Consider the following 23,750-nt stretch of genomic DNA (forward strand, 5'->3'; position numbering starts at 1 on the left):
TGATGAAATTCCTTACCTCTCCCAGCCGGTTATTAATTGGCACGTTACTACCGGTAGCCGTATTGTTTTCCGTTAGAGCTGAAGCAGCTAACCTCTCATTACCGCAGGCACCTCTTTTCCTCACAACAGGCGTAGCACCAAATATTATTGTTACGCTTGACAACTCAAACAGCATGAAATGGGGGTTTGTCCCCGACTCACTGGGTTATGCCAATAATAACCTTAGGGCTACTCGTAGGGTTAAATCTTCTACATTCAACCCGATGTACTATAACCCAAATTTAAAGTACGAAGTCCCAAAAAAAGTTACCATCAACTCCGGCACGGTCACTATCACCGAATATCCTGTAAGTAATAGCACAACTTTTGACTTCAAAAAAGTTTATGTCAATGGCTATAATCCATCACTTGGAACTTTAGACCTTAGCTCTGACTATCGAGTTGCCTGGGAGTATGATACCTCTAGAGGCCAGGACAAGGTGTTTGCTGACAACCGTTATGCGACTAACTACGGCGGAAGCACAGGAGTTATTTATTATCTAGCTGAAAATCCTGCCAGCGACTTTAGAAGCTGGTATACAGACAACACCAGACAGGGTGTACCTGCGTATTATTACATTTATAATCAAGCCTCCAACTGTACTATTACAAACGATAATTGTTATAGCAAAGTCGACGTTAGCAGCACATCAGGTCCTGGGCGTATAGATGAAAGACAAAACTTCGCCATCTGGTATGCTTTCTATCGTAACCGAGCGTTAGCAACACAAACTGCAACAAATATTGCGTTCGCTAATTTCTCTGAGTCCATTCGACTAACTTGGCAGGACTTGAGTAACTGCACAACATTAAACTCTACGACTTGCAGAGGCATCAGTTACAACGGCAGCAATAAACTGCGTACCTTTACAGGTCAGGCCAAGGCAAACTTCTTCACTTGGCTTGGAGATATCAACTACAATACGGGTACACCGTTACGCTCAGCATTAGACCGCGCAGGTAGATTCTTACAAACCACCGGTTCTGATGCCCCCTATGCTTACGATCCCGGAAGAACCCAATCGCCTGAATATGCTTGTCGTCCCAGTTACCACATCATGATGACAGACGGGAAATGGAACTCAGACAATTTCTCCGTAGGAAACGTAGATAGTAATAGCACCACCCTTCCTGACGGAACTGTCTACACACCAAGGGCACCTTTCATAGATAGCGCCGCCAATACACTGGCTGACCTTGCATTTAAATACTGGGCCACGGATGCGCAACCCAATATATCTAACAATCTCTCCCCCTATATCAGAGAGTCTAGTAGTGATGCCAAAGCTCAGTATTGGAACCCTAAAAATGATCCTGCTAATTGGCAGCACTTGGTTAATTACACGCTAGGCCTTGGCTTAAGTGAATCGTTAATAAATCCAAAGTGGGACGGAGACACCTTTTCGGGAGGATATAGCGGTTTATTAGCTGGCAATGTGCAGTGGCCAGCAGCGGCGAGCGACAGCGACAATAATGTCTATGACTTGTGGCATACGGCAATTAACTCCAGAGGAGAGTTCTTTAGCGTAGAGAGCCCTGATGCACTCGTCACGGCAATGCAAAATATTGTCAGCAGAATTAGCGAAGCGGAAACCGCGTCTGCAGGACAAGCACTCAGCTCTCCTTTTCAAGAGAGCAATTCTACTTCTCTCTACACATATACGCCCTCTTTTTCGAGCCAAGATTGGAGTGGAGACCTTATTAAGTCGAGTCGCTCAAATACTAAAAGCTCTAAAGTATGGAGCGCACAGGCCCTCTTGAATACAACCTATGGGTTAGGAAATACAAATTACGCAAAGCGTAAGGTTTATATTGCCAGCTCAAACACTACTAATAAACTGCAAGATTTCTCATGGAATAACCTTAGCAGCATTCAGCAAACCAGCTTAAATATGACGCTAAGTGGTAAAGACTCCAATGGCCAGTTGAGGGTTAATTATTTACGTGGCGATAGAACCTATGAGAGCCCTACAAAAGCACCTAGCTTTAGGGTTCGGAAGCATATTTTAGGGGATATCATCAACTCAACGCCGGTACTTGTTGGAGCGCCCAGCGGCTCTACGGCTCTGATGAATGCTACCGTCGTCAATAGCGATGGCTCCGCGTCAGCTAGCTATACCGCGTATAAAACCAAATGGGCATCACGCGCAGCAAGGATCTATGTGGGTGCCAATGATGGCATGCTGCATGCTTTTGATGACAGCGGTAATGAACAATTCGCTTTTATACCAAGCGCAGTTATTGGAAATCTCTACAAACTCTCAGACCCCAGTTATAACAACTCTGCTCATCAATACTATGTCGATGGGTCTCCTACAGCTTCGGATGTTTACTTTGATGGTGCTTGGCATACCGTATTGGTGGGCAGCCTACGTGGCGGCGGAAGGTCATTGTTTGCCTTAGATATAACGGACCCTAACAATCCCGTGCTGTTGTGGGAAAAAAGCTCCAGCGATATCGATTATGCAGATCTTGGCTTTACCTATTCCAAGCCTCAAATTGCTCGCCTGCACGATGGGAACTGGGCAGTTATAGTGGCTAACGGATATAACAGTGTTAATGACAAAGCCGTTCTTTATCTAATGAACATTAAAGATGGCAGCAAGTTAGCAGCACTAACTGCGTCCGGCAGTAATGCTACAAATGGACTTTCATCTCCTTTCGTTGCAGACGTCAATGGGGACTTGATCGCTGATTATGTATACGCAGGTGATCTGCAAGGCAATATGTGGCGTTTCGATTTGATTGGAGCACAAGGTCTACTAGGTACAGCGACTGCAAGCGACTTTAAAGTAGCATTTGGAAACGCGCCACTTTTCAAAGCCACTGCTGGTACCTATGCTACTGGAGCAACAAATTTAACTCAGCCCATTACTGCTAGCCCTTATTTAGTTAAGCATCCTAGCGGGACAGGGCATATTGTTATATTTGGCACAGGAAAATATATTGAAGATATCGATTCCAGCGCCAATGCAACCAAAGCCATGAGTATTTATGGAATTTGGGACCGGCAGACTTCAGGCGTAGCCTCTAGCACTCCCACAGTTTCAAGAAGCAATCTTCAGGCTCAGAACTTTAGCCAGAGCGTAAAAATAACTTACATAAGCGCTAGCGGTGATAGCGTTGAATCACAGGCGTCAACGCTAAGCAATAACACCGTCAAATGGTATGACCCAACTACTAATAAAACTGGCCTTTATGGTTACTATATTGATTTTCCGTTGACTGGCGAGATGGTAGTTAACAGACCAAGTCTTGCAGGCGGAACAGCTATAGTGACTTCGCTTGTCCCAAATGCAGACCCTTGCAGCCAAGGCGTTACTACGTGGTTGAATACATTTGATCCCTACACGGGTGGGGCGTCAAATACGTTGGAGCTCGGAACATCCACTAAGTATTCACGAATTTTCTTAGAGGGTTTAATTAGCGGTCCCTCTACCAGTACATTAGGAACACTGATCAACATTAGCGGAACGACCACCGACGATAGCGGAGTGAAAAAATCCGTTAGCCTTACAAGCAAGAATAATCGTCGTCAGAGCTGGCGCTCGATCCCTGTCGAGGAATAAGAATGAAGCGAAGATTAAGAGGTTTTACGCTAATAGAAATGATGGTTACGGTTGCAATAATAGCCATCATTGCAGCTATAGCCATACCTAGTTATAGCCGGTACGTAACGCGTGCTCATCGCTCGGAAGGCCAAGCGCTGCTTAACGAGGCTGCTGCCCGCATGGAGCGCTATTATGCGCAAAACAATAAATACACAGCTTCGCCGGCCGATTTGGGCCTAGGCAACCCTACAGTTGTATCTGACAACGGATACTACGAACTTGATATAGCCTCTTATGATAGAAGCAAAAACGAAGAAAAAGAGAATTATGCAAAACATGGCCCTTACTTGCTGACAGCAAAAGCCGCCGGACCACAAAAGAACGATAAAGAGTGCCAAAATTTAACCTTGAATGCTCAAGGCAAAAAAGGTACCTCGGGAACCAGCAGCGCTACAGAGTGCTGGCGCTAAATAAAAAGGCCCGACTAACCAGTCGGGCCTTTTTATTTAAACAGCCTTTAATCTCAACTCCTTCGGCAGCGAGAACGTAATATTCTCCGGCTGGCCTTCAAGCTCCAGCCCCTCGCTCGCGCCCCAAGCTTTCAACTGGTCAATAACGCCTTTGACCAGAATCTCAGGAGCTGACGCGCCTGCTGTAATACCAATTCGCCCTACCCCGCTGAACCACTCCTGTTTGAGATCCTCTGCACCATCGATAAGGTAGGCTGGGGTTCCCATACGCTCGGATAGCTCACGCAGGCGGTTGGAATTGGAGCTATTGGGGCTTCCTACAACCAGAACGATGTCAGACTCAGTTGCTAGTGTTTTAACCGCGTCCTGGCGGTTCTGAGTTGCGTAGCAGATGTCGTCTTTGCGTGGGCCTCCAATATTTGGAAACTTGCCACGCAAGGCATCGATGACCTTGCTTGTGTCGTCCATAGACAGCGTAGTTTGAGTAACGAAAGCTAGCGAGTCAGGGTTACGGACCTGAAGCGCTGCAACGTCTTCCTCATCTTCCACAAGATAGATCGATCCGCCATTACGCGTATCGTACTGGCCCATAGTGCCCTCTACTTCCGGATGACCTTCATGGCCAATCAGAATGCATTCGCGGCCGTCACGGCTGTATTTGGCTACTTCCATGTGAACTTTGGTCACCAGCGGACACGTAGCATCGAAGACTTTGAGCCCTCTGCTTTCAGCTTCCTTGCGTACCGCCTGGGAAACGCCATGGGCGCTGAAGATCACGATAACATCATCAGGCACCTGATCCAGCTCTTCGACAAAAACAGCGCCACGGTTGCGCAGGTTTTCTACGACGAACTTGTTATGCACCACTTCATGTCGGACATAGATCGGCGGGCCGAACACATCAAGCGCGCGATTGACGATATCGATTGCGCGATCAACCCCTGCGCAAAATCCGCGAGGGTTGGCTAATTTGATTTGCATGTTGAATTCCTTTCGCTCAGCGTCTGCTACTGAGCAGGCCTCAATGGGCAACAACCGGCTCAATGGCGATAATTTCGACTTCGAACGTCAACGTGCGCCCAGCAAGCGGGTGGTTGAAGTCTATAATCACCGCATGATCATCGAAGGATTTAACGATGCCGGGCATTTCGCCTCCTGCCGCATCGGTAAAGATAATCAGCAACCCTTCGGACAAGTCCATATTCTCGAAATCATCTCGAGGCATTTGCTGTAGATTTTGCGGGTTTGGCTGACCAAACCCCTGCTCAGGCAGAATCGTCAGGCTACTACGCGCGCCCTCAGGCAAGCCGAACAACGCTTGCTCGAAGCCAGGCAGGAGATTACCGTCCCCTACCCTGAACGTTGCGGGCGCCTTGTCGAAGGTTGTGTCAACAATATCGCCGTTTTCCAGCTTGATCGCGAAATTGAGCGTTACGCGCGTTTCCGGACCAACCGTTATCTCAGACATGGGCTTCTCCCGTCTTTTTGGTACGGAACATATCCAGGGCAAGCATGATGGCACCTACGGTAATGGCGCTGTCTGCCAGGTTGAAAGCGGGAAACAGATGTTCCCGCCAATGTACAAGGACGAAATCAATAACGTGCCCCAACACGATACGGTCGTACAGGTTACCGATAGCGCCGCCCAGGATCAGCGCCAGGGCAATAGCAATCCAGGTATCGTTGCGTCCCAATCGCTTGAGCCAGACTACCAGGGTAATGCTGACTGCAATGGCAATCGCAGCAAAAAGCCAACGCTGCCAACCGGAGTGATCTGCCAAAAAGCTGAACGCTGCGCCTGTGTTATAGGCGAGCGTCCAGCTGAACAGATCAGGGATCACCTCGATGCGCTGATACAGACTGAGCTGCCCTTCAAAATAAGCCTTGCTCAGTTGATCCAACACAACGACGACCACACTCAACCATAACCAGGCCAGACGGCCAAAACGGCCTGCCTCAGGCATAGCGGCGCACCTCACCATTGCCAAAGACGTTACTGACGCAACGGCCACAGATTTCAGGGTGGTTGGGATCAATTCCTACGTCATCACGATGGTGCCAGCAACGGGCACACTTGGTGCTGCCTGATTTGCGAACCAGAAGTTTGAGACCTGCCACCTCGCTCTCTACCGCTTCGTCAGGCGCCTCGTCAAACGTTGCAACCTCGACCCGAGAAGTGATCAGGATAAAGCGCAGGTCTTCACCCAGTTTCTTCAGTACCGCACTCAGCGGGCCGTCAACGAACAGCGTGATTTCTGCCTGAAGGTTGCCGCCGATTGTCTTGGCGTTACGCTGGTTTTCCAGCTCTTTGTTGACAGCAGCCTTGACCGCCATCACCTGATCCCAGAATGCGCGATCAAGCTCTGTGTCAGCTGGCAGCTCGGTCAACTGGTCATACCAGGTATTAAGCATGACAGACTCGTTGCGCTTGCCTGGTAGGTATTGCCATATTTCCTCGGCAGTGAAGGCCAGGATGGGCGCGATCCAACGAACCAGTGCTTCCGCAATATGGAACATGGCTGTTTGGCAGGAACGGCGAGCGCGGCTGTCAGTGCCCGTGGTGTACTGGCGATCCTTGATGATGTCGAGATAGAAGCCACCCAGTTCATGCACACAGAAGTTGTGCACTTTCTGGTACACGTTCCAGAAACGATACTCGTTGTAGGCTTCCTCAAGCTCATGTTGCAACAGGAGCGCGCGATCCACAGCCCAGCGATCAATAGCGATCATGTCTTCCGATGCCACCAGATGCTGCTCAGGATCGAAGCCGTTCAGGTTGGAAAGGAGGAAACGTGCAGTATTGCGGATACGGCGATAAGAGTCAGCCGAACGCTGCAGGATCTGTTGGGAAACCGCCATTTCACCCGAGTAGTCAGTCGCCGAAACCCATAGGCGCAGAATGTCAGCGCCCAGCGTATCCGTCACCTGCTGCGGTGCAATCACGTTGCCCAGCGACTTGGACATCTTGCGGCCATTCTCATCTACGGTAAACCCGTGCGTGAGCAATGCTTTGTAGGGTGGGTGGTCGTCGATGGCACAACCGGTCAGTAGCGATGAGTGGAACCAACCACGATGCTGGTCGGAGCCTTCCAGATACAGGTCAGCAACCGGCCCTTGATCATGGCCCAGCTGATGCGAGCCACGCAGCACATGCCAATGGGTAGTGCCCGAGTCAAACCAGACGTCCAACGTATCAGCGATTTTTTCATACTGGGCGGCTTCATCACCCAGCAACTCCGCAGCATCCAGCTTGAACCATGCCTCGATACCGGCCTGCTCAACGCGCTGAGCAACCTCTTCCATCAACTCTACCGTGCGAGGATGCAGCTCTCCGCTTTCCTTATGCAGGAAGAATGGAATCGGGACACCCCAGGTACGCTGACGCGAGATACACCAGTCAGGCCGACCGGCAATCATGCCATGCAAACGGGCCTGTCCCCAGGCGGGCACAAACTGGGTCTGCTCGATGCCTGCCAAGGCACGCTCACGAAGGGTGCCGCCCTCTACTGGCTGCTTGTCCATGCCCACAAACCACTGCGCGGTCGCACGGTAGATCAGTGGGGTTTTGTGACGCCAGCAATGCATGTAGCTGTGAGTAATATTCTCGCTGGCCATCAGGCAGCCGACTTCGCGTAGCTTCTCGACAATGGCGGGATTGGCTTTCCAGATAAACTGGCCACCAAAGAAGGGCAACGACTCGACATAAACGCCGTTGCTCTGCACAGGGCTCAGGATGTCATCGTTAGTCATGCCATAGCGCTTGCAGGACCGGAAGTCATCCTCACCGTAAGCAGGCGCACTGTGCACAATACCTGTACCAGCACCCAGCTCAACATAGTCAGCAAGATAAATGGGCGAACGGCGATCGTAAAAAGGATGATTGAAGGCGATCAGCTCCAGCGCTTCACCCTTGGCCGTCGCGATGACCTTTCCTTCCAGCGAGTACCGCTTCAGGCAGCTCTCGACCAGTTCCTCAGCCAGCAGAAGCAGCTTGTCACCCACGTCCACCAGTGCATAGTCAAACTCGGGATGCACATTAAGCGCCTGGTTGGCCGGGATGGTCCAGGGTGTGGTAGTCCAGATGACGATATAGGCTTTCTTGGGCAGCGCTTCCAGGCCGAAGGCAGCAGCAAGCTTGTCATCTTCGGCGCTGGGAAAGGCCACATCGATCGTCATGGACTGCTTGTCCGCGTACTCCACTTCAGCTTCGGCCAATGCAGAACCGCAATCGAAGCACCAGTTGACCGGCTTCAGACCCTTGAATACAAAGCCCTTACGAACCATTTCAGCCAACGCACGGATTTCTCCCGCCTCGTTGGCATAATCCATGGTTTTGTAGGGATTATCCCACTCACCCAACACACCCAAGCGGATGAAGTCGGCTTTCTGCCCTTCTACCTGCTCAGCCGCATAGGCACGGCAGAGTTCGCGGGTTTTGTCGGCTGGCAGATTCTTGCCGTGGGTGATCTCAACCTTGTGTTCGATAGGCAGGCCATGGCAATCCCAGCCGGGAACATAGGGTGCGTCATAACCCGACAGGGTTTTGGAGCGGACAATAATGTCCTTGATGATCTTGTTGACCGCATGACCAATATGAATATTGCCGTTGGCATAGGGCGGGCCATCATGAAGGATGAAGGTAGGACGCCCTTTGCCAATTTCGCGCAGCTTTTGGTAGAGACCAATACCATTCCAGTACTTAAGGGTTTCAGGCTCGCGTTGCGGCAAGCCGGCTTTCATGGGGAAATCGGTAGCTGGAAGGTTAAGCGTGGCTTTGTAATCGGTCATTTCGGGCTCTTCAGATCTCATCAAGCGGTTGGCCCAGCCAATAAGCTCGGGCGGCGGCGACATCGGCATCAATAGCCGCCTTCAATGCCTCCAGAGAGGCGAAACGCTGCTCGTCTCGCAGCTTGCGGTGAAAAACAACAGTCAGATGCTGACCATACAGATCGCCAGCATATTCGAGAAGATGTACTTCAAGATGGGGACGGCCATCGCCTTTTACAGTAGGACGAAGACCAATATTTGCAACGCCTCCCCGGATCTGGCCATGAATATCCATGTTGACCAGATAAACCCCTTTCATGGGTGGCAGACGGCGCTTCAGCTGAACATTAGCAGTAGGCCAGCCTAATTGGCGGGCAAGCTTCTGTCCATGCAGTACACGCCCGGATAAGGTATAGGGGCGTCCCAGCATTCGACTTGCAAGAGACAGATCCCCCGAAGCCAACGCTTCTCGAATGCGCGTACTGCTTATTCTCATGCCATCCAGCTCGACCGTTGTAGCAGCCTCGACCGTAAACCCGTTGATCCGCCCTGCATCGACCAGAGAATCAAAGTCGCCGGCACGGTCACAGCCAAAGCGGAAGTCATCCCCGACCTCAAGGTGCTTGATGCCCAATCCCTGGATAAGCACCTGATCGATAAAGGCTCGTGCTGAAAGCTCGCGCAGTCGACGGTTGAAGGCCAGACACACAACACGGTCTACGCCTGCCTTGGATAGCAACTCCAGCTTCTCGCGAAGGCGCGTCAACCGCACTGGAGCTTGTTCAGGCGCAAAGTACTCACGCGGCTGTGGCTCGAATATAACTACACAACTAGGCACTCTGAGCTCTATTGCTCGTTCATGCAGACGAGCCAGAATCGCCTGATGTCCCAGGTGTACTCCGTCGAAATTGCCTATGGTGGCAACACAGCCCTGCGGCAGGGGACTAAGATTATGAAGGCCTCGAACCAGCTGCATAGCACGCGTTCTATTTGCAAATTCTACGATTATACGCACGCTTGTCCACAGACAACAGGCAGTCACTGACAAGCTTGCCCATAAACATCAAACCATTGGTCATGCCAGCGCTTTTTTCGTGAAGTCCTTGATACGAAATCCAAATGCCGCCAGCACGCCAAAATAAGCGATCACTCCAGCAGCAACCACCAGTCCAAGCCGTGAAAAGCGCGCCAGCATATTGCCCTGATCCCATGCGGGCATGACATAAAGCAGCCCTAGAAGTACGGTCGACATGACCACAACCGCAACCACTAGCTTGATCAGGAACAAGGTCCATCCGGGCTGCGGCTCGAAAAGCTTGTGCTTTCTCAACTGCCAATAGAGAAGACCTGCGTTGATACAGGCGGCCAGCCCGATCGCCAAGGCCAGACCTACATGCTGAAGCGGACCAATAAAGGCTAGGTTCATGAGCTGGGTTATTACCAATGTGAAAATAGCGATCCGAACAGGCGTCTTGATGTTCTGTCGAGCATAAAACCCGGGGGCCAGCACCTTGACCAAAATGATTCCGACCAAACCTACCGAATAGGCGATCAAGGCATGCTGGGTCATTTGTGCATCATGAGCCGTAAAACGACCGTACTGGAACAGGGAAATAGTCAGCGGCTCGGACAGAATCGCTAGCGCCAACGAGCACGGCAGAACCAAAAGAAAGCAAAGCCTAAGTCCCCAATCCAAAAGACGGGAGTATTCGTGCCGATCATCCTTGGCATAAGTTTTGGCTAGCGCCGGCAAAAGGATAGTACCGAGCGCAACACCCAGAACACCGGAAGGCAGCTCCATCAAGCGGTCGGCGTAATACATCCATGAAACCGAACCGGCAGCCAGAAAAGAGGCAAAGATGGTGTTGATGATCAGGGAAATCTGGCTAACCGACACTCCGATAATGGCCGGGATCATTTGCCTCAATACCCGCCAGACTCCGCTGTCCCGTAGATTGAGGCGAGGCAGCACAAGCATGCCAATTTTTTTCAAGTGTGGCAGCTGGTACACCAGCTGTAGAAAACCGCCCGCCAGTACAGCCCATCCAAGCACCATGACCGGTGGATCAAAGTATGGCGTCAGGAAGACAGCAAAAAAGATCATGCTGACGTTTAGGAGCGTGGGCACAAACGCCGGGACGGAGAACCGGTTCCACGTGTTGAGCACTGCACCGGCAAGCGATGACAGGGAAATCAACAGAATATACGGAAAGGTTACGCGAAGAAGTGAAGTGGTCAGCGCAAACTTTTCAGGCGTATCGCTAAAGCCAGGGGCGGTAATCCAGATAACCCAGGGCGCAGCTACCATGCCCACCAGGGTCACAATCGCCAGGACCAGCGTCAGCAGGCCTGATACGTAGGCGATAAAGGTTCGGGTCGCCTCTTCTCCGCGCTGGCTCTTGTATTCTGCCAGAATCGGGACAAACGCCTGGGAGAATGCGCCCTCTGCAAAGATGCGCCGCAACAGATTCGGCAGCTTGAACGCTACGAAGAAAGCATCAGTGGCGATCCCTGCGCCAAAAATACGTGCTACGATGGTATCGCGAATAAAGCCCAACACCCGAGAAACAAGCGTCATTGAGCTAACCGCAGCTAGCGATTTAAGAAGGTTCATGCGTTTGGATTCTATACATACTGATGACAGGGCCTGTGTATCTCCAAGCCTCAAGAAGATGCCTCATAGGCAAGCCCGCGAGTGTAGGACGATCAAACAGATAAAGCACGTACAGATGCAGTTGTTGCTAACCACTCGTCCAGCCGTCTTTATAACCTTGACAATCGATTAACACATCGGCATGATTCGCGGCCTTATTTGCGTGGTACCCCCCCAGTTTTTCGAGGAGCTCGACGGTGGCAAACACACCTTCCGCCAAAAAACGCGCCAAACAGGCTGAGAAGCGTCGCAGCCACAATGCTAGCCTGCGTTCAATGGTTCGTACTTACATCAAGAACGTAGTTAAAGCGATCGACGCTAAAGATCTGGAAAAAGCACAAGCTGCCTACGCCGCTGCAGTACCTGTGATTGATCGCATGGCCGACAAGGGCATCATTCACAAGAACAAGGCTGCTCGTCACAAAGGCCGCCTGAATGCCCATATCAAGGCTATGAGCCAAGCTGCTGCCGCTTAAGGCTTAGCTTGCAATAAAAAACCGGCGAAAGCCGGTTTTTTATTGCCTGCGTTTTCAGGCATAAAAAAACGGCGCCCATCGGCGCCGTGCTGCATCTGGTTGACGTTACACCAGCACCATATTGTCTCGATGAACAAGTTCAGGCTCATAGACATACCCAAGCGCCTGACCAATGAACTCCGAGGACTGCCCCATGATCTTCTGTGCCTCGGCAGCACTGTAATTTACCAGCCCGCGCGCCACTTCATTTCCATCAGGCCCCACACACGCCACCATCTCACCACGACGGAAGCTGCCTTCTATCGCTTTAACACCCACAGGCAAGAGACTCTTATGGTCTTCAGTGAGGGCCTTTACCGCCCCCGCGTCCAGCACCAATGTGCCACGCATTTGAAGATGACCTGCCAGCCATTGCTTGCGAGCCGCCACCAAGCCCCGCTCAGGGGAAAGCAATGTACCCAGCCGCTCACCCTCACGCAACCGGCTCAGTACGCGCTCAATGCGCCCACCCACGATAACCGTACAGGCACCAGAGCGAGCCGCCAGACGAGCCGCACGCAGCTTTGTCTGCATACCACCACGCCCCAACGCCCCTGCAGAGCCACCAGCCACCGTATCCAGCGCAGGATCGTCTGCACGAGCCTCGCTGATTAGCGCGGCTTCAGGATTATGTCGCGGGTCGGCATCGAACATACCGTCACGATCCGTCAAGATAACCAACAAATCCGCTTCAACCAGGTTTGCCACCAGAGCAGCCAATGTATCGTTGTCACCAAAACGGATCTCATCCGTAACGACCGTATCGTTTTCATTGATGACAGGCACCACCCCCAACTCCACCAGAGTTCGAAGGGTGCTTCGAGCATTCAGATAACGCTTTCGGTCGGACAAGTCATCATGGGTAAGCAGCACCTGTGCCGTTTGCACATCATGCTCGGCAAAACTGGACTCCCATGCCTGAACCAAGCCCATCTGACCAACAGCCGCAGCAGCCTGCAACTCGTGAATAGCACTGGGCCGTGAAGTCCAGCCCAATCGACTCATGCCTGCCGCCACTGCGCCAGAGGATACGAGGACAAGCTCAACACCCGCACGATGGAGAGCAACCATCTGCTCGACCCAACCCGACATGGCACGGCTATCAAGGCAGCGCCCATCATCCGTCAGCAAGGCACTGCCAATCTTTACCACCCAACGCTCGGAGCGAGTCACCCGATCGCGTATCGAAAGCTCTTTATCTGACATAGATGATCTCTGGTCCTTCACCATCGTCTTCGTCATCATCATCGAAGTCATCGTCGAGATTTTCATCATCGACGCTCTTTATGCCAGCACGACGCAGCGCACGCGCATCGTCCAACGCCTGCAGACGAGCACGGGCCTCATCCTCGATCTGCTGATCCAGTTCCTGCGCCGCTTCAGCAAAGGCTGGATCTTCAGCGATACGCTCGGCACGCTCATCCAGATAGCGCATGATAGCCTGACACAACGCTTCGGTGCCGTTACGCTCCAGGGCCGAGATCACAAAGACAGGCCCTTCCCAGTTCAGACGCTCAACGACAGCCTTGACCCGAGCATCACGCTCGTCCTCATCCAGGATCTGGTCAGCCTTGTTCAGAACCAGCCAGCGGTCACGCTCCATCAGTGCCGGACTGAATTTGTTCAACTCATTGAGAATCGTCTCAGCCGCATCAGCCGGATCGCTTTCATCCAGCGGCGCCATATCGACCAGATGCAATAACAGGCGTGTACGCGCCAAGTGCTTGAGGAAGCGAATCCCTAGCCCTGCACCTTCGGAAGCGCCTTCGATCAGACCGGGAATATCCGCCACAACAAAGCTCTTGAGGCGCCCCACACTCACAACACCCAGATTAGGCACTAACGTTGTAAAGGGGTAATCCGCTACTTTGGGCTTGGCTGCCGACACCGCCCGGATAAATGTACTCTTGCCAGCATTTGGCAGACCAAGCAGACCTACGTCTGCCAAGACCTTTAACTCAAGCTTGAGATCACGCGCCTCACCAGGCTTGCCTTTGGTAGTCTGGCGGGGAGCACGGTTGGTACTGGACTTGAAGCGCGTGTTACCCAACCCGTGCCAGCCGCCTTGCGCTACACGCAGACGCTGTCCTGGCTGAGTCAGATCGCCAATCACTTCCTGGGTGCCCGCATCGATAACAGTCGTACCTACAGGCACCTGGAGAACCAGGTCCTCGCCCTTGGCACCCGTACAATCCGTACTGCCACCGTTTTCGCCACGCTGCGCCTGGAAACGGCGGGTGTACCGATAATCCACCAGGGTATTGAGGTTGACGTTGGCCTCCAACCATACAGAGCCACCGTCACCACCATCACCACCGTTCGGCCCACCTTTCTCGATGAACTTTTCCCGGCGGAAACTCATCATGCCATTACCGCCATCGCCGGCTTGCACGTGAATGGAAACTTCGTCGACAAATTTCATTAAAACCTCCCGCCGGAGCGGGCCGACTGAAAATAACTGGAAAAGAATAGAATACAGAAACAAAAAAGCCCCGTCGTTAAGACAGGGCTTTTTCGGTGAATCTGCGCTTAGGCAGCAACGACGCTTACATAGCGACGGCCGAAGGCGCCCTTCACTTCGAACTTGATCACGCCGTCGACTTTAGCGAACAGAGTGTGATCCTTGCCCAGACCAACGCCGTAACCGGGGTGGAACTGAGTACCGCGCTGACGCACGATGATGTTACCTGCTTTAACAACCTGGCCGCCGAACAGCTTCACGCCAAGGCGTTTAGATTCTGAATCGCGACCGTTGCGGGTGGAACCGCCAGCTTTTTTGTGTGCCATGTGTCAATTCTCCGAAAAGGCAATCAGGCCTGAATGCCGGTGATTTTGATTTCAGTGAACCACTGACGGTGGCCCTGACGCTTCATGTGATGCTTACGACGACGGAATTTGATGATGCTGACCTTGTCGTGACGACCCTGAGCAACTACTTCAGCAGTTACTTTGGCGCCATCAACTACCGGCAGACCGATCTTGACGTCATCGCCGTTGCCAACCAGCAGAACGCGATCAAAAGTCACGGTTTCGCCAGTTGCGATGTCGAGCTTCTCGACCTTCAGGAATTCACCTTCGGTGACTTTGTGCTGCTTGCCACCGGTAACGATTACTGCGTACATGGAATATCTCCGTTTAACCTGCTCACCCGGTGCTTTATAAAAAGAGTGATTGACCGGCATGGCTGCATGGGGTGGATAGACGCCCAGGCAATTGCGTAAGACAGGGGGTTAACCCTTGGGATTTCAGGGCCAGCAATTCTACGCAAGAAGGGATAATGTAGCAAGGGCTGCACTACTCTGCCTTGACAGTGCCACCCCTCCCCCCTAGCATGCCGCGCAACCCTATTGGAGCCCCGGCAGGTTACGCGCCCAGCGCTCCGCCCCGGCGCGCACTGTGCTGTAACAACGCACCGCACTTGGATACGCCCTACATGACGCAACCCCAGGCCTTTTATCGCGTGGTGGCTGATGATTTCGCCGCAGTCGATGGCATCATTCGCCGACAACTCACCTCCCGCGTGCCCCTGGTCGAAAAAATCGGAGACTACATCGTCTCCGCTGGCGGGAAACGCCTACGTCCCCTCCTGGTCCTGCTGACTGGAAATGCATTGGGCCATAGCGATTACCCGATTCGGCTACTTGCAGCCACCATCGAGTTCCTGCACACCTCAACCCTGCTGCACGATGACGTTGTCGATGCCTCAGGTCTACGTCGCGGACGCTCAACGGCCAATGCCCTTTGGGGTAATGCCCCTAGCGTGCTGGTGGGTGATTTTCTCTATGCCCGTTCCTTCGAGATGATGGTCGAGCTGGGCTCCATGGAGGTCATGCGCATTATCTCCCAGGCAACACGCGTTATTGCCGAAGGTGAAGTGCTACAGCTTTCCAAGGTCCGTGACGCCAGCACAACCGAAGAGATCTATATGGAGGTCATTCGCGGCAAGACCGCCATGCTGTTCGAAGCGTCAACACATAGTGCTGCGGCCCTGTGTGGCGCCTCAAGTGCGCAGGCAGAGTGTCTTCGGCAGTTTGGGGACTATCTTGGCATCGCCTTCCAGCTGGTCGATGACCTGCTGGATTACCGCGGCGACGCTACGACGCTAGGCAAGAATGTGGGTGATGACTTGGCAGAGGGTAAGCCTACCCTTCCCCTGATCGTAACCATGCGAGAAGGCACCGAGGAACAGGCGACCCTGGTTCGCAAGGCCATCCAGCAAGGTGGCAGCAAGGACCTGGAAGGTATTCGCAATGCAGTCGAAGCCGCCGGCGCGCTTGATTACACCGCCAATCTAGCACGTGACTATGCCGAGCGGGCTATTGCCTGCCTGGAGAGCCTGCCTGACAGCGTCCACCGTGATGCGCTCATCGAGCTAAGCCAGTTTGCAGTAGCGCGTACGCACTGATATACCACACTAAGAAGAACGCCACCTGCCATCAGGCACGTGGCGTTTTTTTATGTCGATTTTGTGCTGTTGGTCGCCTTAGGCAGAAAAATTCGAATCAATGCTTGATTAATCAATAACAAGAATTATTCTCATTCATACACCCGCTATGGAGGGATATGTCATGACTTATTTGATCGATGCCTGGCTGGACCGCCCACACCCCTACCTTCGCATACTCAATCGCGAGACTGGACAGGTATGCGTTGTACTGGATGAAGACGCACTGGATGAATTATGGGAGATGGGCGAGCTTGATGTGCAAAGTTTGAGCAGCAGCGAACCTGCTCGCCAAAAGGAACAGGTCCGCCAACTCTTTCTGTTCTGCTATGCACGCGCCTTGCGGCCGGAGGACAGCAGCCAGCAGAGCTTTGGCTAAGCTGGTCTTGCGGTCAGCTCTAAGACTCAGAGAATCTCGAGCAGCTCTACGTCGAAGACCAGTACGCTATGGGGTGGGATACTGCCAACACCTTGAGCGCCATAAGCCAGCTCACTCGGCACGGTCAGGCGCCATTTGCTGCCTACATTCATCAGCTGTAACGCTTCGGTCCAGCCTGCAATGACGCCACCGACGGGAAATTCGGCAGGCTGGCCACGCTCATAAGAGCTGTCAAAGACGCTGCCGTCGATCAGGGTGCCATGGTAGTGAGTACGCACATGACTCTGGCGGCTAGGCTTGTCGCCCTGCCCTTCAACCAGCACTTCGTACTGAAGGCCAGAAGGCAACAGCACAACACCGTCGCGCTTGGCGTTTTCCAGTAGGTAGGCGGCACCGGTTTCTGCGGCTGCAGCAGCCTTAGCCTGCGCTTCAGCCTGCATACGCTCGCGAATGTGTTTGAAGCTGTCATTCAGATCATCAACCGACACACGACTGTCTTGCTCGGTGTAGGCATCCGACAGACCCGCCAGCACAGCCTCAAGAGACATGCCAGGTACCGGATTCTGACGAAGCTGATCGCCCAGTTGACGGCCAATGCCGTAGCTCACACGACTTTCATGCGTGTCCAGATTGAGTTCGCTCATTAGTTACCTCGGCTACAAAACGCCCAGACTACCACAGACAACTGCCAGGCTCGGCGTGCAAACACTGGGTAAATGATGGGCGATACTGCCTTTCCTAGAGCTACCGCTAAGGCTCAAACGCTTGCTTCACCGTCACGCTTGAAGCTAAGGCGCGTCTTCAGAGGCGCCTCACTACGCGGCGCAGCGCCCACCATTTCGTCATAGGGAGAATACTGCACAAGGTAGAAGGGAAGCTCCGGTATCTCCCTGAGCACATGCTGGGCATGGCCGGGCGAGCGCAGATGCATGGTCTTGCCATCACTTTCCTGCAGACGGCTACGAGTCTCCACGCCGAGTATGTCGAGGATATAGAACCCCCCTTCCAGCGATAGAAGGTTGAGTTCCTGAATGCGACCTGCCTGGGCTAATGCGTTCAACTCTTCGAGTCTCATAGCGCCTCCGGGAAAGTGGTTGCCAGCACGGCTAACAACTGTCTTGACCTCTTACGGCCCGTTAATGGTCATGCTTGGTGAGTTTGTCCAGATAACCCATGGCAAATGCCGAGAGCACAAAAGTCAGGTGAATGATCACGTACCATTTCAGATAGGTGGTATCGACATTTTTTGCATCCATGAAGATTCGCAGCAGGTGAATCGACGAAATCGCAACAATGGAAGCGGCGACCTTGTTCTTCAATGAACTGGAGTCCATTTTGCCGAGCCAACTGAGTTTTTCCTTGTCATCTCCCAACTCAAGTTGAGACACAAAATTCTCGTAGCCTGACAGCATGACCATGACTAGCAAACCGCCCACCAGAGCCATATCGATCAGCGACAGGACCAACAGGATCAGATCTGCTTCAGTTTGTTCGAATATATGCGGGAGTAAATGAAAGATTTCCTGGAAAAACTTGATGGCCAGCATGACCAGGGCTAGCGAAAGGCCAAAATAGATAGGTGCCAGCAGCCAGCGGGCAGCATACATAGCATTTTCGAAAAATCGTTCCATGTAACTCGCTCATGACAAGTGATCCGGCGAGTATACCGGCGCATACCGCCCCGACAAACGCCTGGAACGGTACAAATCATGGCAAATCATGAGGCCCGACCCTTTTAGGCCGATTTGCTCACAGCTCGGGTCGAGCTTGGTACTTCATAACAGGTTGTGCACGTTCTCCGTTCATTCGACGGAGTTCACCTTGAATGTGTAGGCGCCAGATCTGTGGATCAGACGCAGGAACATAGCCTTGTTCCTGCAGATTCTCGGCAATCGCTGCCATGACTGCCTCAGCGACAACCGGTCCGTGAAAAGGCCCTTGCGCTTTGATCGCCGTTGGATGCTGACCCGTTAGGCCAGCAGCACACAGTAGAGTCCACATTCCTGGCTGATGAGCCAGTGGTTTGACTTCACATTCGATACGGGTAACAAGACCCAGGCAAGGACGAATTAGAGTGATGCTGCGCGGCATGGCATCTTCCTCGATCTGTTTTTTCTAATAAGCCTGTCGTGCCCGAGGAGTTATCGAGGAGCGATAACGAACTTCAGCAGCGCAAGCCAGCTGCGGTGTGCCATGACCCGCAAGCCATGGCACATCTCTCATTCTTCCGACCTGACCGCTATGTACTCAGTTCTCGTCGTGCGTGTCCTTTTTGCTCTTATCTTTCAATTTGTCGGCCAGTTCATCTTCTATCTCGAGTTCAGCGATGTCTTTAAGCCGCTCGACAACCCGAGCATTCACGCTGCCCTCAGGAAAACGCCCTTGTGCGTCTGGTGCACCTGCCGGCTCACCGACCAGAAGGCTTAGTGCTTCGTCTGCCTGACGAACGGCATAGATGTGAAAGTGCCCCTCTCTAACCGCCTCTACCACGCGCTCATCAAGCATGAGGTTGATTACATTGGCCCTAGGAATGATCACACCTTGCTCGCCGGTGAGGCCGCGTGCAGCACATAGGCGGAAGAAACCCTCGATTTTTTCGTTGACGCCACCAACAGGCTGCACCTCACCAAACTGATTAATGGAGCCGGTTATGGCAAAACACTGCTTCAACGGCGTACGTGAAAGCGCGGAAATCAAGGTGCAGGCTTCTCCCAGAGAGGCGCTATCACCATCCACATAGCCATAGGACTGCTCAAGGGCAATACTGGCAGAAATGGCCAAAGGGAATTCCTGGGCGTAGCGACTTCCCAGATAGCCTGTCAGGATCATCACACCCTTGGAATGGATCGGCTGCCCAAGACTGACCTCTCGCTCGATATCGAGAATGCCACTGGCGCCGGGATAGACCGTAGCGGAGATACGCGCTGGCATACCAAAGGCCGAGTCTGCTACCTCAAGGACGGTTAGGCCGTTGCATTTACCGACTGCGGCGCCTTCTGTATCAATCAGTATTTGACCCGCCATGATGTCGTCCAGCACACGGGCCGAGACACGACCTGTACGGGTTTCCTTGGCTTTCAACGCACGCTCTACGTGGCCTCGATCGGTCACTTCGTCGCCTGCCAGCTGACGAATGAAATCCGCCTCGCTGACCAGTTGGAATAGATCACCGATTCGAGCCGACAATCGACCTTGATGTTCGGCCAGGCGAGCGCTGTAAGTGGCAAGACGCGCAACTGCCGTTGCGGTCAGGGGCGCCATGCCCTCTTCGGAGGTCCGTGTTTTGAGGAGCTGTGCAAACTGCTCAAGGCTGTCGTCACGCAGCGGAATCTCTTCATCAAAGTCCACCAGCACACGAAACATCTCCTGGAACTCCGAGTCGAGCTCCTGAAGGGTGTAATAGAGCTGCCGCGAGCCAATAATGATGACTTTGATGTTTAGCGGAATAACCTGGGGGGTCAGGCTGACGGTCGCAAAGCGACCAAGATCAGCCAGCGGCGACTCCATCTTGAGCTGACGTGAATGCAGGGCACGCTTCAGGGCATCCCAGACAAAGGGTTCGGTAAGCAGTTTTTCCGCCTCGACGATCAGAAAGCCGCCGTTGGCCCGGTGCAGTGCCCCTGGACGCAACTGTCGGTAGCTGGTGTAGAGCGCGCCTTGATCAGAGCTGTACTCGATGCGACCGAACAGGTTGTCGTAGGTGGGATGAGGCTCGAAAATGACCGGCGCACCACTGGTCGCATGGTGCCCAATAACCAGATTGGGCAGGTATTGCTCTTTTAGATCCTTACGGCGCTGTGTGTCCGTTTTGGCATCGTCGATCAGCAGATCGACCACCGTTTTGAGCAAGTCGACCTGCATGGCCTGCAAATAGGCACATACACCCGGGTTGTCATTGTATTTCTCAACCAGCGGAGCCAGCAGCGGCTGGAGAGCCAACGTGATGGTTTCTTCATTCAGGCGGCGCAACTCATTGCTGGACTCGCGACGCCATTGCGGCAGACTGGCCAGCTCCTCATTGAGCCGCTCCTCTAGTGAGGATATATCGGCATGGAACTGTTCGCGCTCCGCTTCAGGCAACTGGGCGAATTCAGCCTCATCCAGGGCCTTGCCCTCCTTCATGGGCGTAAAGGCAATATTGGTACTGTCGCGGTAGAGCGCTACGCTTTTTTCCAACGCTGCACGTTCTACCGCATCCAGCGCCTGGTCGTAGCGCTGGTTGAAGGCTCGATCGATGGCGCTCTTTTTCTGCTGATAGGCAGGATGCTCGAACACGGCTGGAAATGTGGAGAGCAGGTTATCGATCAGCTGCTCGATATCAGCGATGAAGTCATCTCCATTGCCTGGGGTCAGCTCGACAGCACGAGGCTCGCGCAGCTCTTCGAAATTGTTCAGGTAGGCCCAGTCCGAGGGCGTAGGCAAGCGCTTGCCTTCCGCTTTCAGGAACCGTTGCACGAAGGAAAACCGTCCCGTTCCCGGCTCTCCCATGACATATACGTTATAGCCTGGACGTGGCATCGCCACACCAAACTGCAGGGCCTCTACAGCGCGCTCCTGCCCGAGAATACCCCGGAATGGGTCTAGCTCATCGGTAGTACTAAAGGACAGCTGGGCGGGATCAAAGGGACTGGTCAATTCGTCAGGTGCCAGGCGCAGGCCGGCAGCTACAGGATCATGCATCGGAAATCCTTGTGTCGTTCGGACATATCTGTCCGCATTCTGGCGTTGCGAGCCGGATAAGAGCAAGGCATGGCACTGCCTACCCGGTCATCATGGCACACGAAGCGGTCACACCGTTTTGACGAATTTGTGACATGGAAGTGCCTAACTTCAGAAATAACACCGACTCGCCAGTCCGGGGCTACGCTTAAGGGAAGGGAGCAGGAAAAGAAACAGGTTATGCGCAGTCAATCCAAGGGTCTTCGTACTGCGCCAGCGACGAAGTTTGCGCAGGAGTAAGACCATGTGGATGAGAATGTTATTGGCTGTAACGCTACTTACCGGGCTGAGCGGCTGTGAGAGCTACCATGACCAGTTGGTTGCAAAGGGTTATCCACCTCCTTATGCCGATGGCTATCACGACGGGTGTCTGACAGGTAAACAGGCGTTAAATGGCATTGGGGCCCTCCATAAGAACGTCCCCCGCTATGACCAGGAGCGTTATTACGCGCAGGGTTGGGAGGACGGCTACCGCCAGTGTGCCAGCACGGCTCAGAACGAACAGACCCGTCGCTACTATGAAGAACATTGGAGTGAGCACGAGGAGGACTGGGAACGCAGCAAACGCCGTGGAATGGCCCGGGCCCTGCGCGGCGACAGCAAGGAACAGAAAGACAGCAATTGAACGCACATCAGAAACATCCGACGTTCTGGCGTGACGCGACTAAGTAGTGCTCGCTTTGGCTTTCCCATTCTGCTATTGCTCAATCAAAACGGATAAGCACTAGCAGAATGTCTCAACTAAACGCTCGGCCCCTGGCTACTCTCATACCGGTCTGCCTGTTACTGGTGGCAATGATCTCTCTTCAAAGCAGCGCCAGCTTGGCCAAAAGTCTTTTCCCTGTCCTGGATCCGATTGGTGTAACCGCGCTGCGCCTTCTCTTTTCCGCCATGCTGCTTGTAGCTGTTCTTCGACCGTGGAAAGTGCTTGGCAAAGGGAAGCCATGGAAATCTCTGGTCGTATATGGCATTGCCCTAGGCATCATGAATGTTTCGATTTATCTGGCCATGCAGCGGATTCCCATTGGAATCGCAGTCGCCCTTGAGTTCACAGGCCCCCTGGCTGTCGCCATAATTGCCTCTCGCCGGCTGATCGATTTTGTCTGGATCATCCTGGCTATCTTAGGGCTGGTATTGCTTTTACCGGTCGGGCATGCTGCCAGCGGTGTAGATCTACTGGGCGCGTTTTTCGCCTTGCTGGCAGGTGCCTGCTGGGCCCTCTACATTGTGTTCGGCAAAAAAGCCGGGGCGGCCTATGGTGCGAGCACCGTTGCGCTGGGCTCAAGCATCGCAGCACTGGGAGTTCTGCCACTTGGACTTTATGAGACAGGTCCCGGTCTGTTTGCGGTGGAAACATTGCCAGTCATTCTGGCAATTGCCGTCATGTCCTCCGCGCTCCCCTACGTTCTAGAAATGATGGCGCTGACAAAGTTGCCTACCCAGACCTTTGGCACCTTGATGAGCCTGTCACCGGCCTTGGGTGCCCTGTCAGGCTTTATCTTTCTCGGCGAAACATTGACCCTCGGCCAATGGACGGCGCTGGCCTGTATTGTAGCTGCCTCTATCGGGACGACACTTACCATCGGGAAATCTTCTGATGCACCTCCCCCTGAATCCGGGGAGGCGCTTGCGGGTGAAGGGACTACCCTTAAAGGATCGAAACCCAATCGTGGAGGATGAATGATTTATCTGATCATGGGTGTATCTGGCAGTGGAAAAACCACTATAGGGGAACGCCTGGCCCAGCGCTTGGGCTGCCAGTTTTCCGATGCCGACGAGTTCCACAGCGACGCCAACCGGCAAAAGATGGCCAAGGGCATTCCTCTTGATGATGAGGACCGCTGGCCGTGGCTGGATGCTATTCGCACTGCGATGCAGGATGCCCATCGCCATCAGCGAACCCAGATATTTGCCTGCTCGGCCCTGAAGAAGCAGTACCGGGAACGGCTGCAAGCCGCCACCGACGGAATCGTTCTGGTCTTTTTGAATGGACCGGCCGAAGTACTCAGCGAGCGCATCCTTAATCGGCGCGGGCACTTTTTCGATCCACGGCTACTACAAAGTCAGATCGACACACTTGAGCCGCCCGGTGAGCAGGAGGCGCTACTGGTTGATATTCGCCAGTCTCCGGATGAAATCATAGACAGCATTCTCCGGGCCACTCAGCACAAGAAATAAAAAAGGCCGCAGCATTACGCGGCGGCCTTTGGGTA

23 protein-coding genes are annotated in these 23,750 nt (G+C 53.3%); 8 read left to right on the forward strand and 15 right to left on the reverse strand.

The annotated features are described in order from the left end of the window. Window positions 1–2: 2 nt before the first annotated feature. Window positions 3–3,608, forward strand: a complete 3,606-nt coding sequence (locus EAW52_RS17485; RefSeq protein ID WP_256680631.1) for a pilus assembly protein — start codon at window positions 3–5, stop codon at window positions 3,606–3,608. A gap of 2 nt (window positions 3,609–3,610) precedes the next feature. Beyond that, a complete protein-coding gene (locus tag EAW52_RS17490) occupies window positions 3,611–4,060 on the forward strand; it encodes a type IV pilin protein (RefSeq protein WP_122043382.1) in 450 nt (149 codons plus the stop codon). Between the two features lie 36 nt (window positions 4,061–4,096). On the opposite strand, the gene ispH is transcribed toward EAW52_RS17490, so the two are convergent. The 6 genes from ispH to murJ form a co-directional block, all read right to left on the reverse strand. Beyond that, a complete protein-coding gene (gene ispH / locus EAW52_RS17495) occupies window positions 4,097–5,041 on the reverse strand; it encodes a 4-hydroxy-3-methylbut-2-enyl diphosphate reductase (RefSeq protein WP_122043383.1) in 945 nt (314 codons plus the stop codon). 40 nt (window positions 5,042–5,081) lie between these two features. Then, complete coding sequence (locus EAW52_RS17500) at window positions 5,082–5,528, reverse strand: peptidylprolyl isomerase (RefSeq protein ID WP_010797184.1); 447 nt, start codon at window positions 5,526–5,528, stop codon at window positions 5,082–5,084. Then, window positions 5,521–6,024, reverse strand: a complete 504-nt coding sequence (gene lspA / locus EAW52_RS17505; RefSeq protein ID WP_010797183.1) for a signal peptidase II — start codon at window positions 6,022–6,024, stop codon at window positions 5,521–5,523. Before lspA ends, EAW52_RS17500 begins: the two co-directional genes overlap by 8 nt. Next, window positions 6,017–8,848, reverse strand: coding sequence for an isoleucine--tRNA ligase (ileS, locus tag EAW52_RS17510; protein WP_122044847.1), 2,832 nt, complete (start codon window positions 8,846–8,848; stop codon window positions 6,017–6,019). The genes lspA and ileS overlap by 8 nt, the downstream gene beginning before the upstream one ends. 10 nt (window positions 8,849–8,858) lie before the next feature. Next, window positions 8,859–9,803: a bifunctional riboflavin kinase/FAD synthetase gene (ribF, locus tag EAW52_RS17515; RefSeq protein WP_122043384.1), complete on the reverse strand. Its 945-nt coding sequence runs from the start codon at window positions 9,801–9,803 to the stop codon at window positions 8,859–8,861. Window positions 9,804–9,902: 99 nt separating this feature from the next. After that, a complete protein-coding gene (gene murJ / locus EAW52_RS17520) occupies window positions 9,903–11,441 on the reverse strand; it encodes a murein biosynthesis integral membrane protein MurJ (RefSeq protein WP_026004125.1) in 1,539 nt (512 codons plus the stop codon). 236 nt (window positions 11,442–11,677) lie between these two features. Between murJ and rpsT the strand changes: the two genes are divergently transcribed. Further along, the gene (gene rpsT, locus EAW52_RS17525) at window positions 11,678–11,956 is read left to right on the forward strand and encodes a 30S ribosomal protein S20 (protein WP_010797179.1); all 279 of its coding nucleotides are present in this window, start codon (window positions 11,678–11,680) and stop codon (window positions 11,954–11,956) included. 105 nt (window positions 11,957–12,061) lie between these two features. Here the strand turns inward: rpsT and proB are convergent, their stop codons facing one another. From proB to rplU, 4 genes are all read right to left on the reverse strand, one after another. Further along, entirely contained in the window at window positions 12,062–13,180 is a 1,119-nt protein-coding gene (gene proB / locus EAW52_RS17530) for a glutamate 5-kinase (RefSeq protein ID WP_122044848.1), read from the reverse strand. A gap of 10 nt (window positions 13,181–13,190) precedes the next feature. After that, window positions 13,191–14,417 carry an Obg family GTPase CgtA gene (gene cgtA / locus EAW52_RS17535; protein ID WP_019367073.1) on the reverse strand — a complete coding sequence of 409 codons (1,227 nt, stop codon included), beginning with the start codon at window positions 14,415–14,417 and terminating at the stop codon, window positions 13,191–13,193. Window positions 14,418–14,524: 107 nt separating this feature from the next. Beyond that, entirely contained in the window at window positions 14,525–14,782 is a 258-nt protein-coding gene (gene rpmA, locus EAW52_RS17540) for a 50S ribosomal protein L27 (RefSeq protein WP_010797176.1), read from the reverse strand. Window positions 14,783–14,805: 23 nt separating this feature from the next. Continuing rightward, entirely contained in the window at window positions 14,806–15,117 is a 312-nt protein-coding gene (gene rplU / locus EAW52_RS17545; protein WP_010797175.1) for a 50S ribosomal protein L21, read from the reverse strand. 311 nt (window positions 15,118–15,428) lie between these two features. Here rplU and EAW52_RS17550 point away from each other — a divergent pair, with 311 nt between their 5' ends. Next, a complete protein-coding gene (locus EAW52_RS17550; RefSeq protein ID WP_122043385.1) occupies window positions 15,429–16,400 on the forward strand; it encodes a polyprenyl synthetase family protein in 972 nt (323 codons plus the stop codon). Window positions 16,401–16,563: 163 nt separating this feature from the next. Beyond that, window positions 16,564–16,818, forward strand: coding sequence for a hypothetical protein (locus tag EAW52_RS17555; protein ID WP_122043386.1), 255 nt, complete (start codon window positions 16,564–16,566; stop codon window positions 16,816–16,818). A 26-nt stretch (window positions 16,819–16,844) separates the two neighbouring features. On the opposite strand, the gene EAW52_RS17560 is transcribed toward EAW52_RS17555, so the two are convergent. The 5 genes from EAW52_RS17560 to EAW52_RS17580 all read right to left on the reverse strand — a co-directional run bounded on the left by EAW52_RS17560 (window position 16,845) and on the right by EAW52_RS17580 (window position 21,498). After that, a complete protein-coding gene (locus EAW52_RS17560; protein ID WP_122043387.1) occupies window positions 16,845–17,462 on the reverse strand; it encodes an FKBP-type peptidyl-prolyl cis-trans isomerase in 618 nt (205 codons plus the stop codon). A 113-nt stretch (window positions 17,463–17,575) separates the two neighbouring features. Further along, window positions 17,576–17,893 carry a DUF6482 family protein gene (locus EAW52_RS17565; protein ID WP_122043388.1) on the reverse strand — a complete coding sequence of 106 codons (318 nt, stop codon included), beginning with the start codon at window positions 17,891–17,893 and terminating at the stop codon, window positions 17,576–17,578. A 61-nt stretch (window positions 17,894–17,954) separates the two neighbouring features. Continuing rightward, on the reverse strand, window positions 17,955–18,449 hold the full coding sequence (locus EAW52_RS17570) for a TIGR00645 family protein (protein ID WP_010797170.1): 495 nt from the start codon (window positions 18,447–18,449) through the stop codon (window positions 17,955–17,957). A 118-nt stretch (window positions 18,450–18,567) separates the two neighbouring features. Continuing rightward, window positions 18,568–18,909 (reverse strand): hypothetical protein, encoded by a 342-nt coding sequence (locus tag EAW52_RS17575; protein ID WP_010797169.1) that lies wholly within the window; start codon window positions 18,907–18,909, stop codon window positions 18,568–18,570. 156 nt (window positions 18,910–19,065) lie between these two features. Beyond that, a complete protein-coding gene (locus EAW52_RS17580; protein ID WP_122043389.1) occupies window positions 19,066–21,498 on the reverse strand; it encodes a Lon protease family protein in 2,433 nt (810 codons plus the stop codon). A 283-nt stretch (window positions 21,499–21,781) separates the two neighbouring features. Here EAW52_RS17580 and EAW52_RS17585 point away from each other — a divergent pair, with 283 nt between their 5' ends. From EAW52_RS17585 to EAW52_RS17595, 3 genes are all read left to right on the forward strand, one after another. Then, window positions 21,782–22,162, forward strand: a complete 381-nt coding sequence (locus tag EAW52_RS17585; protein ID WP_122043390.1) for a hypothetical protein — start codon at window positions 21,782–21,784, stop codon at window positions 22,160–22,162. Window positions 22,163–22,269: 107 nt separating this feature from the next. Next, window positions 22,270–23,217 (forward strand): threonine/homoserine exporter RhtA, encoded by a 948-nt coding sequence (gene rhtA / locus EAW52_RS17590; RefSeq protein WP_218567888.1) that lies wholly within the window; start codon window positions 22,270–22,272, stop codon window positions 23,215–23,217. After that, entirely contained in the window at window positions 23,218–23,715 is a 498-nt protein-coding gene (locus EAW52_RS17595) for a gluconokinase (RefSeq protein WP_122043391.1), read from the forward strand. It abuts the gene before it with no gap. The last annotated feature ends 35 nt before the right edge of the window (window positions 23,716–23,750 follow it).

Origin of the sequence: Pseudomonas sp. LTJR-52, from assembly GCF_003691465.1 — a bacterium.
Lineage (GTDB): Bacteria > Pseudomonadota > Gammaproteobacteria > Pseudomonadales > Pseudomonadaceae > Chryseomonas > Chryseomonas luteola.